This is a genomic window from Sunxiuqinia sp. A32 (genome assembly GCF_052690465.1).
The window spans coordinates 1-16214 of record NZ_JBQYLI010000007.1; the positions used below are offsets into that span (position 1 = coordinate 1).

17 protein-coding genes are annotated in these 16214 nt (G+C 35.2%); 2 read left to right on the forward strand and 15 right to left on the reverse strand.

The genetic code is table 11. The features are described 5' to 3' along the window. Positions 1–121: 121 nt before the first annotated feature. Positions 122–721 (reverse strand): FMN-dependent NADH-azoreductase, encoded by a 600-nt coding sequence (locus ACUNWD_RS08730; RefSeq protein WP_445587412.1) that lies wholly within the window; start codon positions 719–721, stop codon positions 122–124. 260 nt (positions 722–981) lie between these two features. On the opposite strand from ACUNWD_RS08730, the gene ACUNWD_RS08735 reads away from it, so the two are divergent. Continuing rightward, positions 982–1299: a winged helix-turn-helix transcriptional regulator gene (locus ACUNWD_RS08735; RefSeq protein WP_445587413.1), complete on the forward strand. Its 318-nt coding sequence runs from the start codon at positions 982–984 to the stop codon at positions 1297–1299. Between the two features lie 92 nt (positions 1300–1391). Here the strand turns inward: ACUNWD_RS08735 and ACUNWD_RS08740 are convergent, their stop codons facing one another. Next, the gene (locus ACUNWD_RS08740) at positions 1392–1931 is read right to left on the reverse strand and encodes a discoidin domain-containing protein (RefSeq protein WP_445587414.1); all 540 of its coding nucleotides are present in this window, start codon (positions 1929–1931) and stop codon (positions 1392–1394) included. A gap of 401 nt (positions 1932–2332) precedes the next feature. Then, positions 2333–3190, reverse strand: coding sequence for an SDR family oxidoreductase (locus ACUNWD_RS08745; RefSeq protein WP_445587415.1), 858 nt, complete (start codon positions 3188–3190; stop codon positions 2333–2335). Between the two features lie 151 nt (positions 3191–3341). Between ACUNWD_RS08745 and ACUNWD_RS08750 the strand changes: the two genes are divergently transcribed. Next, on the forward strand, positions 3342–3716 hold the full coding sequence (locus ACUNWD_RS08750; protein ID WP_445587416.1) for a winged helix-turn-helix transcriptional regulator: 375 nt from the start codon (positions 3342–3344) through the stop codon (positions 3714–3716). Between the two features lie 79 nt (positions 3717–3795). Here ACUNWD_RS08750 and ygiD read toward each other — a convergent pair whose 3' ends face one another. The 12 genes from ygiD to ACUNWD_RS08810 all read right to left on the reverse strand — a co-directional run bounded on the left by ygiD (position 3796) and on the right by ACUNWD_RS08810 (position 16119). Then, positions 3796–4680: a 4,5-DOPA-extradiol-dioxygenase gene (ygiD, locus tag ACUNWD_RS08755; protein ID WP_445587417.1), complete on the reverse strand. Its 885-nt coding sequence runs from the start codon at positions 4678–4680 to the stop codon at positions 3796–3798. Between the two features lie 49 nt (positions 4681–4729). Further along, on the reverse strand, positions 4730–5296 hold the full coding sequence (locus ACUNWD_RS08760) for a YceI family protein (RefSeq protein WP_445587418.1): 567 nt from the start codon (positions 5294–5296) through the stop codon (positions 4730–4732). 149 nt (positions 5297–5445) lie between these two features. After that, a complete protein-coding gene (locus ACUNWD_RS08765; protein ID WP_445587419.1) occupies positions 5446–6048 on the reverse strand; it encodes a Crp/Fnr family transcriptional regulator in 603 nt (200 codons plus the stop codon). A 9-nt stretch (positions 6049–6057) separates the two neighbouring features. Continuing rightward, on the reverse strand, positions 6058–6585 hold the full coding sequence (locus ACUNWD_RS08770) for a flavodoxin family protein (RefSeq protein WP_445587420.1): 528 nt from the start codon (positions 6583–6585) through the stop codon (positions 6058–6060). Between the two features lie 92 nt (positions 6586–6677). Continuing rightward, a complete protein-coding gene (locus ACUNWD_RS08775; protein ID WP_445587421.1) occupies positions 6678–9791 on the reverse strand; it encodes a PAS domain S-box protein in 3114 nt (1037 codons plus the stop codon). A 280-nt stretch (positions 9792–10071) separates the two neighbouring features. Beyond that, positions 10072–10614 carry a hypothetical protein gene (locus tag ACUNWD_RS08780; protein ID WP_445587422.1) on the reverse strand — a complete coding sequence of 181 codons (543 nt, stop codon included), beginning with the start codon at positions 10612–10614 and terminating at the stop codon, positions 10072–10074. A 12-nt stretch (positions 10615–10626) separates the two neighbouring features. Further along, entirely contained in the window at positions 10627–11109 is a 483-nt protein-coding gene (locus ACUNWD_RS08785) for a hypothetical protein (RefSeq protein ID WP_445587423.1), read from the reverse strand. Positions 11110–11139: 30 nt separating this feature from the next. Beyond that, entirely contained in the window at positions 11140–11976 is an 837-nt protein-coding gene (locus tag ACUNWD_RS08790) for an SMP-30/gluconolactonase/LRE family protein (RefSeq protein WP_445587424.1), read from the reverse strand. Between the two features lie 119 nt (positions 11977–12095). Continuing rightward, positions 12096–12821: an NAD(P)H-binding protein gene (locus tag ACUNWD_RS08795; protein WP_445587425.1), complete on the reverse strand. Its 726-nt coding sequence runs from the start codon at positions 12819–12821 to the stop codon at positions 12096–12098. Positions 12822–12996: 175 nt separating this feature from the next. Continuing rightward, a complete protein-coding gene (locus tag ACUNWD_RS08800; protein WP_445587426.1) occupies positions 12997–13878 on the reverse strand; it encodes a class I SAM-dependent methyltransferase in 882 nt (293 codons plus the stop codon). A gap of 161 nt (positions 13879–14039) precedes the next feature. Then, positions 14040–14837, reverse strand: coding sequence for a hypothetical protein (locus ACUNWD_RS08805; RefSeq protein WP_445587427.1), 798 nt, complete (start codon positions 14835–14837; stop codon positions 14040–14042). 190 nt (positions 14838–15027) lie between these two features. Beyond that, entirely contained in the window at positions 15028–16119 is a 1092-nt protein-coding gene (locus tag ACUNWD_RS08810) for a serine hydrolase domain-containing protein (RefSeq protein ID WP_445587428.1), read from the reverse strand. Between the last annotated feature and the right edge of the window lie 95 nt (positions 16120–16214).

Here is a 16214-nt window from a genome sequence, read left to right on the forward strand (position 1 = left end):
GATTGATAACTTTCAATCTTTTTCCCACTCTTCGCTGAAAATAAAAAGAGGCCATCTCTTTTGAGACAGCCTCTTTTCATTCTTTAAAAACAAACAATTCATCCCCTTCTTGTTGTCATTTTTAAACAGACACAACATCTAACGCTTTTTTCACAGCTTGTTCCTTTGTATCATTAATCGAGGTTCCTTCGGCAAGTACCACCTCAACATCTGTCATCCCTAGAAATCCCAAAACTGTTTTGAGGTAGGGCGAAACAAAATCATACGATTGCATCTCACCCTGCGAATAAAATCCACCTGTTGCCATGGCGATATAAACCTTCTTGTCTTTCACCATTCCTTCAGGGCCATTTTCAGTATATCGAAAAGTGACTCCTACCCTTGCTATATGATCAATCCATGCTTTTAGAGCTGAGGAAATTCCGAAATTATACATGGGTGCACCTATTACAATGATGTCCGCATCAAGCAACTGCTGAATTGCTTCTTCCGACTTATTCACCGCTTCGAACTGTTCTTTCGTTTGATTATCCGTTGGAGTAGAAAATGCAATCAGGTTCTCCTTCTGCAAATGTGGCAATTGCTCCTTAGCAAGATTTCTAACTATTACCTCGCTTCCTGGGTATGTTTCCTTAAGCTTTTCAATAAGGGCATTTCCCAGTTTCACACTAAATGAGCTATCCTCATTCAATCCTGAAATAATATGTAATATATTTTTCATACTTGCATACTTTTAAGAGTTAATAAATTACGATATGAGTATGCTGAAAGTACCATCATCACTCCAATAATGGCATTAGATACCCGTTGCATTGCTTTGATTGTTTTTATGCTTTACTTCTTTAATTGTTTTCACAACAAATTTAAACTATATTACTATACTATTGTTAGTACTTTACAAAAGGTAAGTAGTTACCTATATGTTAGTCATCTTTAATTCAAACAATTATGGAAGGGGTCGAAAAAATCAAAACCTGTAAAATGAAGCTGCAAGCCGTGGATGATGCGTTATATGCCATTGGCGGAAAATGGAAATTGAAAATAATTATTGCTTTACGCGAAGGGTATAAGCGCTTTAATGATATACAAAGAGCCATCGGAATATCTGCAAAAATGTTGTCGAGAGAATTAAAAGAATTAGAGATGACTGGCTTTGTAGAACGTAAAGTCTATACCGACTCTCCTGTTGTTGTGGAATATGTTGCCACCGAATACAGCAAATCCATTCAGGAAATTTTAAATGCCCTCAGCGATTGGGGAGAAAACCACCGCGACAAACTCAAACGGGAGTGGTCATAAATGAACGCATCCTGTCATACTATTTCAAACCGTCCCCATTTTATAAAGCCTTGCTATATTAGTTAGACTTTTATCAAGCTTAGATGCAAAATTTATTTGTACCCCCAAACTTCGACTTCAGTAAAGGAACACCATCCCAGAGGAGGTGTTTCCTCCAAATTTGATATTGTTATGGAACTGGTAGTTTGTGGAGAGAATTTAAATTCTTGTTTTTTAGCAGATTTTGTGATTTTTATAGGAATAATTTCGCCATTTGAAAAAACTAAGTTTGCTGAATTCCAATAGTCATCGTGAGGGAAGTCTGCACGAATATAGATAACAACTTTATTTACTTCATACTCGTGCCCAAAATCAACATTCCACCAAAGTTCAGCAACTTTATCTGGTCCCCAGGAAGGAAAATCAGGGCCGTGTCCATTGTTAATTGTATCACCATTAATAGCATTGAGTGCAAAAAAACATGACTGCATTTCATATTCACTACTTGAACTAGCATGAGGATAGCCAACTTCCGGTTCCCAAACCGATTCATGAACATCAGATTTATTCAGTGCAATATTTTCATATGTTTTTTTACTATTACATGACAAAGTTATGAGAACGATCAACCCAATAAATAGTGAATATTTCATACTTTAAATGTTATTTTCAAAAAAAAGGAGTGAAATTGTATGATAAAATGTGAATATATATTTTTCTACTCATTTACTCGCTATATTTTAGACCGATTAAATAGTTCAATAACGAATAGTTTAAAATCATAGTACCCCGAGGCCAAGTGGGAAAATTGAATGACCAACTGATCCCACTTTGAAATTTGTCACCCAGATATTGTGAGCGTATGTATTCTAACTATTAATGAATAACGTCATCCGGCCAAATGGATAAATACTTCACGTTTACAATTCACTGAACCACGCCTTGCAAAGCCTATTCTTATCTTATTCATACTTTCATAAGGATATAATAATACAAATCTGCTTACTTACACCCGTTTTAGGCGTATTGTAAGCAGATTTGAACCCATTCTACTTTAGACATGATGCTTATTTACAGCATCTTTCACAGATGCTGCCATGGATGTAGTTGGCCTTCCTATCAACATTGAAAGCTGTTGACCATCATCAAACAAATCTCCTTTTGAAGCGCTAACATCCCAGCTGGCTATTGCATTTGAAAATCCCTCAGGTATTCCAAAACTTGAAAGTATTTTGGCATATTCAGATTCCGGCAAATTTTTAAACGGAATATTTTTTCCAGTCTGCTTTGAGATTTCGCCAGCTAACTCTGCCAATGTGTAAAACTTGTCACCAGCCAATTCATAAACCTTCCCTTTGTGAGTTTCTTCGGTGACGACAACCGCTGCTGCTTCTGCAAAATCAATGCGTGCTGCTGAAGAAATTTTACCATCGCCAGCGCTGCCAATAAACGCACCACCTGCCAATGCTCCTTCTATAGAACCAGTGTAATTTTCTGTATACCACCCATTCCTGAGGATTGTGTATTCAATACCTGATTCTTTCAAGGCCTCTTCCGTTGCTAAATGCTCTCCAGCGAGGTTCAATGTTGTATTGTCTGCATGCAGCAAACTTGTATAAACAATCCACTTTACACCAACTTTTTTTGCAGCTTCAATCACATTTGAATGTTGGCTGGCTCGCTGTCCAATTTCGCTACTTGAAATTAATACCAGATTATCAATGCCTACAAGTGCCTCTGCTAATTGTTCCTGCTTCGAATAATCAAACGCTCGCACTTCCACTCCTAAATCTGCTGCTTTTTCGGTATTACGGGCTAAAGCTACAATGTTCTCATCTGAAATTCTTTTCTTTAGTTCTGTTACGACTAAACGGCCTAATTGGCCCGTTGCTCCTGTTACTGCTATTTTCATTTTTTATAATTTTTAATTATCACTTGATTACTTTTGGTATATTAATTACTTTTGGTAAGTCAAAGGTAAATAGTAAGTATAATTCTTACAAGAACTTACAAAAAGGTGTGACACTTACACAAAAGTTAGATTTATTAATTATCAGGCATTTATGAAAGAAAATATTATAGAAAAATTTAGTAATCTTCAAGACTGCCCAATAAGAAACGTATTGGACCGATTTGGTGATAAATGGTCAATGCTTGTTCTTTTGCTTTTAAATGAAGAACCTGTTTTGCGTTTTAATGAAATTCATAAATACATCGAATCTATCTCTCAAAAAATGCTTACGGTAACACTCAAGTCCCTCGAAGGAGATGGTCTGATTAAACGGACCGTTTACCCACAAATACCTCCAAAGGTTGAGTATAACTTAACGACACGTGGAAAAACGCTGATACCTCACCTGAATGAATTAGTAAAATGGGCAAAAACAAATATGAATGACATAGAAGTTTCTCGACGTAATTTTGCGATAAATAAATAACTATTGATTTCATCTTAACGATTCAAACGGCCACTAATAACTAGACTGAATATCCTTCAAAACTTCTAAAATTATTATTTCACCCAATTTTAACAGATGTCATTGACAACGAACCACCAACAGGCAGATTATTAAATAATTTCACCTCATCTCTTTTATCTTGTAGCGCAAGCGTATAAAGTAAAGGTAAATAGTGTTCAGGCGTTGGGATCGACAACTGAAATTCTCGTCCCTGCCTGGAATAGTTGATCAAGTTCTCGTGGTCACTATTTAATATATATGTATTCATCTTGCTAGTTGCTTCCAACGCCCAGTCATAAGCATAGTTGTCATTCAATCTTCGCCAATCTACCATTCGTAGATTATGAACCAAATTTCCACTTCCAACAATAAGAATTCCTTTTTCACGTAAACGGCTTAGTTCTTTTGCCGATTCGTAATGTTCCGCGGGACTCTTTTTATGATCCAGGCTGAGTTGAATTACCGGTACATTGGCATTCGGATACATGTGCCGAATAACCGACCACGCTCCATGATCAAGTCCCCAACTATCATCCAGATGAACATGGGTACTTTTTATCATATCTTGGGTTTCTTTGGCAAGTGCTGGATTTCCAGGTGCTGGATATTCCACCTCATAAAGTTCCTGTGGAAACCCTCCAAAATCATGAATTGTTGGAGGATTTGCCATAGCAGTTACTTTGGTACCATGAGTTTCCCAATGTGCTGACACAACAATAATAGCTTTTGGTGTTTCAATTTCCGAAGAAACTTTTCTGAAGCCCTGCACAAATTCATTTTCTTCAATGGCATTCATAGGACTACCATGTCCCAGAAAAAGTACCGGCATTTTCGGTGTACTCACCAATGAGTCTGCTAATTTATTCAATGCATTTACTTTCATCCCTGTAAAAATTACTGGCATCGCAGCCATAATTGTTTTTAAAAATGTTTTTCGCTCCATTTAATCAGAAATACACAATACCTAAAATGTTTCCACACAGCCTAAATAATTAATTTAATGATAGTGTTACATCAAGGATGAAGATATCATCAATTGCCTTATCTCCAAGGTTATCAAAGAATGACCCTGAACCATATCGTACATCAAACTTAGATCGGTCAACCTTTAACTGGGCAGTATAATCGCTGCCATTCTTGAAAATGTTGAATGATGTTTTTTCTGTCTTCCCCTTGATCGTGATAGTTCCCGATACTGTTGCTTTACCATCCTTGAATTGACTGGCCTCAGTAACCACGAAAGTTGAGGTTGGATAACTCTCTACACCAAAGAAATCGTCAGATTTAAGGTGTCCTACCAACTTCTCGTTGTAGCCTGCATCTTGAAGATCAGTGTTTGTAATTGTATTCATATCAATCACCACTTTCCCTCTAATAATTTCATCATTATTGAACTCTAAATACCCATTTTCAAGTTGAATCTCTCCTGTATGTGATCCACCAATTTTATTTCCAGTCCACTTAACAACCGACTTTTCAACTTCAACCTCTTTTTTCTGTGCAAATGTTGTTACACTAACTGCTAATAATAGCGCAAATACCAATTTAATTGTTTTCATAATTCACTTTTTTATTTCTTTATCATTTCAATTATTTGATACAAAGGTATGTTGAGCAAAGGGCGTTTACACTTGACCTATGTTAAGAAATAAAATTGATCTATGATAAGTTGGGAGAAACCAGAACCTTTTGGAAACCTGATAAAATGCTATATTTTTTTCCGTATCCGGCTCAGACTTTCCGGAGTGATCCCCAAATAAGATGCGATGTAAACCAGAGGGACACGCTGAAACATATCCGGCTGCTCTTTCAGCATATCGTTATACCGATCCACTGCAGATTCCCACATTGTTGCATTTAACCGCTTTAAAGAATTGATATAGGCTTTTTGAAACAAGATACGAAAATACCGCTCCAGCTTAGGAAGATCTAAATATAACTGCTCTATTCGTTCATGTGAAATACGAAGCATTTGAGAGTCTTCCAATGATTCAATGTAGTATTTGGAAGGACGCTGTGTAAAAAAGCTTTCCAGATCACTAATCCAATTATTGTCCATTCTAATTTGGTAGATATGTTCAACTCCCTTTAAGTCGACATAATAAGATCGCAAACAACCTTTTGTTATAAAATACAAGTATTTACACACATTGCCAGGAACCAGAAGGTCTTTTTTCTTTCGAATAGAGGTTGTTTCAAAAGCAGATAAAATGACGGCCTCATCTTCTTGAGAAATATCAACCCATTTTTTTATGTAGTAAATTATTTTATTATCACCTGGCACCATCACAAAAGTTTTATTTGCATGCAAAATTAAAAGTTAATTGCTTAAAGCTTCTCGCAATTCACTTACGATCTTCTCCGACAATTTTTTGATCTCCTCTGGGTTTAATTGATGTGCATCTATTTCCTTTGGCGTAGGCTCTGCATCTTTCGGAAAAAGATCTTTTAGGTAGAGGTTAATTAAAGCTTTGGGTGATTTACCCATTCTTTTCTGCAGGTCCGCGGAGAGTTGAGGGTTGGGACCAGTTGCTCCTCCGCTTATTGAAACATAAGCATAATTCTGGATCTTGTCTTTTACCACTTTGAAACAGGTTCGGAAAGGGAAAGCAGCCATTCCCATCCAAACCGGCCCGATAAATACAACCAGTTCAAAATCTTCAACAGGATATTCAGCTGGCTGTAGTTTTGGATACCGGTTAAAAATCAAATCCAATGAAATACGAAAATTATTCCTTGGTTTCTTTTCCTTAAGTTGAATATGCTTTACAGATAATTCGCTTGCAAGTGCAATTGCGATTTTTTCGTTGTTCCCCGTGTAGGAATAGGAAATCAGCAGTGTTTTCATAACAGACTTATTTTGCAAATAATATTTTTTTAGCTCCTACTATCCTGTCAACCCTTAGGGCTTAAAAATCCGTTGCAATTTCCACTCAACAGCTAAGAGTTTATTTTAAAAGGTATTGTAAAATAAAATGTACTTCCCTTATTTGGTTCTGACTCTAGCCATATTTCACCACCAAGTAAATTCAATAGTCCCTTTACAATAGATAACCCGAGGCCGGTTCCACCGTAGATTTTCGATCTATCAACCGTCACTTGCTTAAATCGGTCGAAGATTTCGGACTGCTTTTCTTTAGGAATGCCAATGCCTGTATCGCGTACATAAAAGGATAATTGACTATTATCTTCAACGCTGCAGCCAAGCTCGACCATACCAGAAATGGTGAATTTAAAAGCATTGATAATGAGATTCATCAGAATTTGTTTCAATTTTCCAGAGTCAACAAACACGATAACATCCCTGTTAGAGCATTGCACATTCATACTGAATCCAACATTGCTTTTATTCATCCTCGCCCGATATTCTGAAAAGAACGTTTCAATATCTGAAAAGAAATATCTCAGATTGCATTCTTTTTCGTTCAATGTCATTTGTCCCGACTCAATCTTTGCAATATCCAAGATATCGTTGATTATTTCAAGAAGATCATTCCCCCGTTGATTAATAATTGTTGTGAAGTAATTCAACGTTTTTTTATCATCAAATGAATCTGGAAGTAGCTCTGAAAATCCCATGATGGCATTTAATGGAGTTCGAATTTCGTGACTCATATTTTGAAGAAATGCTGTCTTAAGACGATCACTCTCCTCTGCCTTCATTTTCGCAATCGACAATTCGGAATTGATCTTTTGAATTCGCCCAAGGCTTTCAGTTAACTCTTCATTGATAACTGCATATTCCGTGTTTCTTTTGATAATTTCTTGTTCCGATTTCTTGCGAATTGTTATATCACGAATGATCCCAATTACATAATCGCCATCATGAAGATGAATCGTTTCACCTGAAACCAAGCCGATTTTAACATCACCCGATTTCATTTTGAATTCTGCTTCAAAGTTTGTTACACGGTTATACTTCTGTAATAGAGTGGCATATTGAATCAGTTCCTTTTCATTTTTCCAAAACTTCAGACTTAATATGGGTTGGCCAATGAGTTCCTCGCGGGAATATCCGGTTATATCGCAGGCACTTTGATTAACGTCAGCAATCAATCGGTCTGATTTTTTAGTGAGTGTAATTGCATCAGGACTAGATTGAAATAACTTTGAAAACTTTTCTTCCGATGATTCAATTTCCAGAATTGATTTCTTAATCTCTGTAATATCCCTAATAATTCCAAGGATGTAAGTTTCATTCTGTATTTGAATAATCTCTCCCGATATCATTCCAACCTTAATCTCTCCCGATTTCATTCGAAAGGAAGCTTCAAAATTGTTTATTCTTTGCTTCTTTTGTAAATGTTCAGCATAAATATCCCGCTGTTTGGGGTCTAGCCACAAATTAAGGGTAATTGATGAATGCCCGATGAGTTCTTCTTTTGTGTAGCCTGTTAGTTTCACTACACTTTCATTAATTTCAGTAATCACACCATCCGACAGACGCGTCAACATGATTGCATCAGGACTGGATTGAAATAGTTTTGAAAATTTTTCTTCCGATATTTTTAGTTCTTCAGTTGCTTTTTTCTTTTCAGTAACATTATCACCAATACTCGCAGCACCAATAACTTCATTATTAAAATCTTTAAGCAATGTATTCGTCCACGAAATACTAATTTTCTTTCCTTCTTTCGTTTGAATTTCATTCTCGTAATTTGCTGTAAGATTATCATTTTTAACAGCTTCAGCAAAAATAGCCTTGACTTCAGTATTTATTTCGGATGGAATAAATAACTCAAACCAGTTTTTGCCAATTACTTCCTCATATTTATAGCCAGTTAAATCAAGAAAATATTGATTGCAGAACGTAATATTTGCCTTCGTATCGAGTATAATCGAAACGAGGTTAACACTTTTCATGATATTGGAAAATCTACGTTCCCATTCCAACAGGCGGTCTTTTATTTTTTTGGTTTCAGTTAGATCCATTACGACAACCTGTACTGCCGGCTTTCCCTTGTAAACAATGGAAGAAGCATACACATTCACATCGATTACAGAGCCATCCTTGCAAATGTATTTATCTACAGCTGGGGACAATCCTTTTTCCCCCTTCATTATTCGATTTATCAGCTCCATTGTAGAGCTGAGCGTGGATGGATGGATTATATCAGTGATCGTTTTACCGATCAGATCTTCAGGTGCATCAGCCTTAAACATTTTCAAAGCTGCCTGATTGGTAAAAACAACTTTTCCTTCACAGTGCACAGCAATTCCAACGGGTGCAGAATCCAGCAGTATCCGGTAACGGGATTCGCTTTCCGTCAATGCTTGTTCTATTTGCTTTAGATAGGTGATATCGGTAGCAATATGAATAATGTTTTTAAGCTCTCCTTTTTCATCATACATTGGAGTGCATGAAACAAGGAAAGTACCATTAAAGGCTTTCATTTCCATTTCAAAGGTTTCAGCCTTACCCGATTTTAACAAGGTTTGCATGGGGCATCCATTCGATGGACAATCCGCTTTGTCGCCATGAAATATTTTATAACATGACGAACCAATTATTTCTTCCCTTGCTTTTCCACTACTCTTAACGATTGCATCATTTATATCAACAATTGTATGGTTTTTATCTAGAAGGGCAGTCGGATGATTAATAGCTTGAAAAATATTCTTCCAATCTTGCTTTGTTTGCTCAAGTTCCAGTTCTGTTTCCTTTCGCAAACTAATATCTTCAATGGTACCAAAAAACAGGTGAGGCTTATCATTCTTATCCCGAACAAGAGAAACAGAAAGATTGACCCAAACGTCGGAATTATCTTTGCGCTTATATCTTTTTTCAAGTTTGTAGTTATCAATTTCTCCATCAAGTAACTGCTGAACCAGCGCTAAATCGGATGCTAAATCATCAGGATGTGTAATGTCTGCGAATGACATTGTCAACAATTCAGCTCTGGTGTAACCCATTAATTTACAAAAGGGTTCGTTCACATTCAGAAACTCACCTTTCGTATTGCAAATTGTCAAACCAATAGCAATGTGCTCAAATAAATCCCGAAATCGCTGGTTCGAGTCATTATCGCTTAACTGAGTTATTGCTTTATCCATTAATTCTTTAAAAGTTATACTTCCGACAGTTATGTAAGTTAATTAAATTTTTTCACAATGTCTTTTCCAAGCTTGCTCTTAGCTATTGAAAAAATTAGTTGACTTGCTTCCAATTCGTATCAACTTTGCTTCAATTATTTTGATGCCCATCAACCAAGTGTTTATTCAAATAAAGTGAGGCAACCTGAATTACCTCACTTCAAATATAATATTGATTACACACTCCCCCACTACAAAACACTGCAAATTCAATGGGCAGTGAAATTTGAAAAGTCCAGCTTTAATTCTTATCGGTAAGTGTTAACTTCTTTTTAATGGCATTTCTAATCTGATTTTGAATACTATTCGAAATCATTTGTTGAATTTTTTGTTTTGCTTTTTTGGTTGAACACAATCCAAATATGTTTAGCTCAGCATCCAGTTCAAAATTTTCACATTCCTGCACATCTTCCAAATGACCCAATACCTTTAATGGATTCTTCCATTTATAGTTTCCCTTTGAGCTATAGCTAACGGGCTTATAAAAAGGCATGTAAACTAAATACCCGATGGAAGTTTCTTCTTCCACATAAACATCAATAATGTAATCCGTTATATTATTCGCACTATTACCCACACCCTCAAGTCCATGAAAAACAATGGCGTACGGTTTATCGAAAAGTTCAGTAGGTTGAAATTCATCCACCCCCTTGACCGAAGCGGGCGAATAGCTCACCATTTTTGAACTTGAATTGGATATTTCAACGGATACATTTGTAAAACTTAGTAACACCACGACAACAATGGCTAGTAGTAATAAATTCTTCTTGGTAGTCTTTTTCATAAGTGTTTGTTTTCAATTCTGGGTTGTTTGTTTTCTGAGGTTATAAAGGTAATCATTGGGGTCAATCTCCATTTGATTTTCATTGATTTTAAAATCTAACCATTCAAAATAGGTGCAGCAATCGTTTGTTCTTTCCTCGATATCCAGTTGCAAAGTATCCGTGTCGCTATTTCCTAAATACAGGTAAAAATCTTTAATACCATTGGGACTCATCCAACTTATTTCCCAGCAGACTATTATTGCTCGCGAATTGGTTGAATCCAGATGGGTTTCATGTTCCAAAGTTACCTTGCTATTATTTTGGTAATAGTAAAACTCTATGGAATCTGGAGAAATCGAATGATTAAAAATCAAATCTGCACCGGTTGAATAATCGGTTATTTTCAAGTTTAGTTCCTGAGGAGGAGTAAAACACAAGGCACAATCTTTCGTTTTACCACATGAAAATAAGTATAAGCTGACCAAGCTTAAAAAAATCAATCGTATTACATTCATTGTTCGCAATTCAGTTTAAATAACTCTTTTTCATTCTACCAATCTATATCCAATTACTGTACTATTTAAAGTTGGTACGATCAACAACTTTTCATTAGCAATATATTCAATATCTGCTGTAATGATTTTTTCTTCACCTACATCAATGACTAGCTTTTTGTTACCAGCTGAATCGACATGAAATATCTGCCCCTGCCAAGCTCCGGATACGAAAAATCCGTTTCTGCCATCACTAACAATACCATCCAAATTATCAATTCCACTAAAAATTTGACGATACTGCTTAGTCAATTTATTTATAGCATAGGCGGTTTTATCTTTCATATTAAGCAATAAGACATTATCTCTTGTACACAACAATCCATTTGGTTCTGAAAGAAAATCAGCATCAAGCCATACGTGTATTTTTCCATCGGATATTTTGTAAATCTTATTCCCAAAACAATCCGAAATGTAAATATCACCGTTTGAATCAGTTGCGATATCATTAAAAAATTTTGCACTATCAACTACAAATTCATTTTCAATTTTGGCCGTAACCGTATTAATTTGAACCACCCGGTTAATATCTGCCACATACAATTTTTTGCCAACTAAACCCAAGCCTTGTGGATTATCCAGTCCGTCTACCCATTTTAAGGAAGCTATTTCTCCATTTGTTTTGATTCTGGAAATAAATCCATTTCCGTCCTTTGCGAGATATTCACCGTTAATGTTTGAGATATAAACAATTTGTTGTGAAGGGTCAAAAAGTGCGGATTCCGGTTTGCGAAATAGAGAATCTGTTACCCATTCTCTTGAAAAGCTTTGACAAAAACAAATTGTCGAACTTAACACAAGCAAAATTAATAAGCCTATTTTTTTCATTTCTTTCACATTATATGATTAGTCAACTATTATTCGAATATCCAAACTGTCTTTTGCTCTGATGCTAACGTTTAGGTATATGTTTAACGGCAATCTTGTAGACCATTGATTTCGTGCAACTATGTTTCTTTATTATATATTACTGGCATCTGCCCTTTCCATTTATTCCACAAGTCAGTTTCTACGATTAGCCTGGACATAAAATTTCCAACATTAATTCGGCTGGTTTTACCAGGATCAGAAAGTGCACTCCTTATTGGTGAAGCGTATAACTCGTATTCGGTTACATTACCTTCATCAATTAATGTATCTGGCCGAACAGCTACCCATTCAATCAATTTATTATTTTGCCCAATGTTAACTCTTAAAAAGTCTGCTGCCTTTTCATTATCTGACTGTGGTGGTACAAAAAAGCGAATCAGCCCCATTACCAGTTTTTCTCCAATTGAAATGGGCTCATTTAAATCTCTGTTTCTGTTCGCAGTTGTGTTCATCAATGCAAACCTGACTGGTTTATCGGGTGAATTCTTCTGAATTGCAATACAAAGCAATTTAACGGCATCAGTTACTAATTTTCTCGGCTTTCCAAATATACCCTTCAACGTAATATTATGACCAAGACAAGAAGCGACTGACTGGCAATCAATCAAATAATTCATCATTTCATTTACACTTATCTCTGATATATTGGCTTTGATTATTGATATCTTGTCGTTATTCTTCCACGTGTCAGGTATTTTTCCAGAAGGACGTACTATCACCTTGACTTTTTGTCCCATACTCAATAATTGTTCAACCAATTGTTTTCCGGTAGCACCAGTTGCACCTACTATTAATGTTGCCATATTTCAATTTTTTTAGTCAGGTATAGAATTTTTCAGTTTCCTACGGCGAGAATATCCTAAGTAGACGATTGCGGGCTTCAAATTTATCAAACCGTGAAAATTTAAAGCGGACTACACCCCCTGAAATTACTGCTATCACGCCTATTTTGTATATATAGTGTTGTAACGTCGTGCTTTATTTCAATCTTGTTATTATTGTCGTTCTAAATTCTATCTCTTCTAATTCATGTTTCTCAATTGAAAACTGACTATCATTAAGGTATTTCTCAATAAATGGTAAGTCAGGAGCATAATGAAATTTTCCTCCGATTTTCAAGGAATGAAGAATATTCATAAAAGTCTTTGCATACTCAATATATTTCCCATCTTCTCTCAAATTATGATGATTAAAGTGGTTTGTAAATCCTAAATTACTGATTATCGTCCCCCACTTTTTTGTTTCGTACTTGTATTCCAACCAATCTGCTGTTACAAAATTTGGATTAGAAAATGAAAATCTATCAATCCCACGAACATCAATTCCTTGATTTGCTAAATACTTAACCAAGTATCCATTTTTTCCACAACCTATATCTAAAACAGGCTGCGTTAAATTCGTAGTGTCAATTTTCAACAAATCAATTTGTAAACCTTGACTATATTCTGAACAGGCTACAGGATTTATCTTTTTACCAGCGGTTGCATAAACTTTTTCAGCAAATGGATTATTATTTAGCAGCCATTTCTTCAGCTTATTGTAATGTTTTTTTGAAACAGTCTCAACAGAAACTGTCAAATTGCTACAACTATCAAGTAATTCTAAATAGATTTTCTTCAAATCACTCTTAGCTTTTGAGTTGAAAGAATAATATTGATTTACTCTGCAAAATTCCTCAATAGCTTTATCAGTTGCATAATCAATCAGGAGTGTTTTCGAATCAGGACTTAATTTATTAATGCCAGATATAGAATCAATAGTTTCCTCCGAGAATTGAAACAAATCAATATTGTTCAGAACAATATTTTTATCCTGATTAAATAATATTTGCTTATCAATATTTTTTATCAATCTATCCATTAGTTAGGTCTTTATAGCGCGGCATAACGGTTTGATGTCTGGAGCGTACCAGTCTTCGTGTTGCGTCATTGTGGGTACGACAAGCACGGTAGAAGCGAGCTGCAATGATGCCGGTTCGCACCAGCCCTGCCATGTTTTATTCACATTGTTATGTGCCGAATTTATGGTGTTTTTTCAATTATTTTAAATCCATTCAGTATTTCATCTGAGGTATTAAATTGTTTTTTGTCATCAATCTTAAAATTAAACTTTAAATCAAAATATAGTTGGTCAATAAAGAATCTCTCTTTGGGATTGTCTATTTTATAGTCTTCCATTCTCACTCTAATTGGATAATAATCTGATTTATCAATATTTAGTAAAATGACAGATCCATTATTTTCTACGTCTATGAGCTTATACTTGAAGCCAGGAAGATAAGATCCTTTATTCTCAGAATTGATGATAATTTGATAGCAGTCTGTATTATTGAGAATAGTATCATTTAATCTCTGAATCTTATATGAGTCCATATTTTGCAATATCTGTTTATATACATATTGCATCGCATAGGGCGTATTGTGCCCCCAAAAATGTGTTTGTTTAAACTCAGGGTATTTAATTAAATCATATCTAACTGCTGTACTATCTTGATTATTTTTACGTATCAGCTTGTCACTATCATAAACATCCTCAAAAGTTATTTTGGTTTTATCGTCATTGTAAAAGTACCAGTGTCCTTTTACTCCTACTACAGAGTCAGAACTTAATCGTTGAAAATACATTTCCCGGTATGTATAAATAGTATCATTTAATTTCCGAGGATTAGTTCTTACCACATTTTGTTTATAAAAAACAGTTTCAATCGTATCGATTGAATTTATTGATTTTTGCAAAATGGATAGAGCGGTGTTTTTCTCTTTGCAAGAATTAAATACAATTGAAGTTGCTATAATACAAATAATACCAATTACTTTCATCCATTCTATTAATTAAGGTTTATCTGTCTGGTTGCTCCTTTTATTTGGCACATAACGGTTGGCAATAATAAACGTAGGGCATTTCGAAGCACCTACCTGTCAAGTTACCAAGCTGTTTGTTAACTGTTATATCCTTCTAATATATCCCCTTATGCCCTATGTTTTTTATTGCGTGCTACCAGTAGTTGTTTTAGTCTTCTAATAAAAATTTATTCATTGCAATATCAAAGGCATTTTTGTTTCCACTATTCGTTAAGAAAACATATCCTATTTTTTTCTCTTTGTTAAATCTAAATCCGGATGTATAACCCAAATTATTACCTCCATGGGAGTATGTTGTCCCATTGTTTGTATTCGATATGGCAAACCCAAGCCCCCAACCAGACTCACTGATCTTATTTCTCATTTCATCAGGAATTTTAACTTGTTCCTTAAGCATGTCATCATAGCTTTCCTTTTTTAAACCCACATTATTCATAACGGCTATAATGAATTTGGAATAGTTAATTGCTTCCGTATGTAATCCGCCAGCTGCAGAAAATTGGGTTCTGTCATAGTAATCTGCATAAACAATACTATCTCCTACGTGAGCTTTTGCCAAATGCTTTTCAATATAATCGTTCATCACAAAGTCCGCATGTTCCATTTCTAAAGGAATTGCCACTTCCTGTTGGAACAAACTATCAAGATTTGAAAGGTTTAAGCCGTTCAGATTAGCTATAACTTTTGATAAGTATAAGTAGCCTTCACCTGAATAGGAAAATCGTTCACCTGGTTGAAATTTGATGTCAAGTTTTTGATCAGGATTAAACCACCGCCAGTTTGGAAATCCTGATGTATGACTTAACACCATTCTCGCTGTAATTAGTTTATATCTGTCATCGTAATCAATGTCTTCGTAAGGCATATATTCAAATAATGGCGTGTCAAGATCAATTAATCCTTTCTCAACTTGTTTCATTACGAACCATGCAAATACTGGCTTTGAAATAGAAGCTGCTTCAAAAAGAGTTTGATCATTAACCTTTTCCATTGTCTTGCTATTAGCTATACCGATGGCGGTATTATAAACAACGTACCCATCATTTATTATTGCTATTGAAATTCCTTTAATATCCAGTGAATCCTGTTGTTTCTTAATGAAAGTGTCTACTTCAGACTTAGTAATGATCTTGCCTGATATTGTTCTAATTTTTTCCTTGGCAGGTACCTGGCAAGAAATAATAAAAAAGGTTATAAATAAATTTAGGATGGTTAGATTAATTATTGTTGTTTTTTTCATTGTTAATGTATATAAATTACTGGTAACGGCAGTCTGTCTAATAACTATTTTTAACGGTATGACGTTTCAATATCTGTTTCAAATTACAAATTACA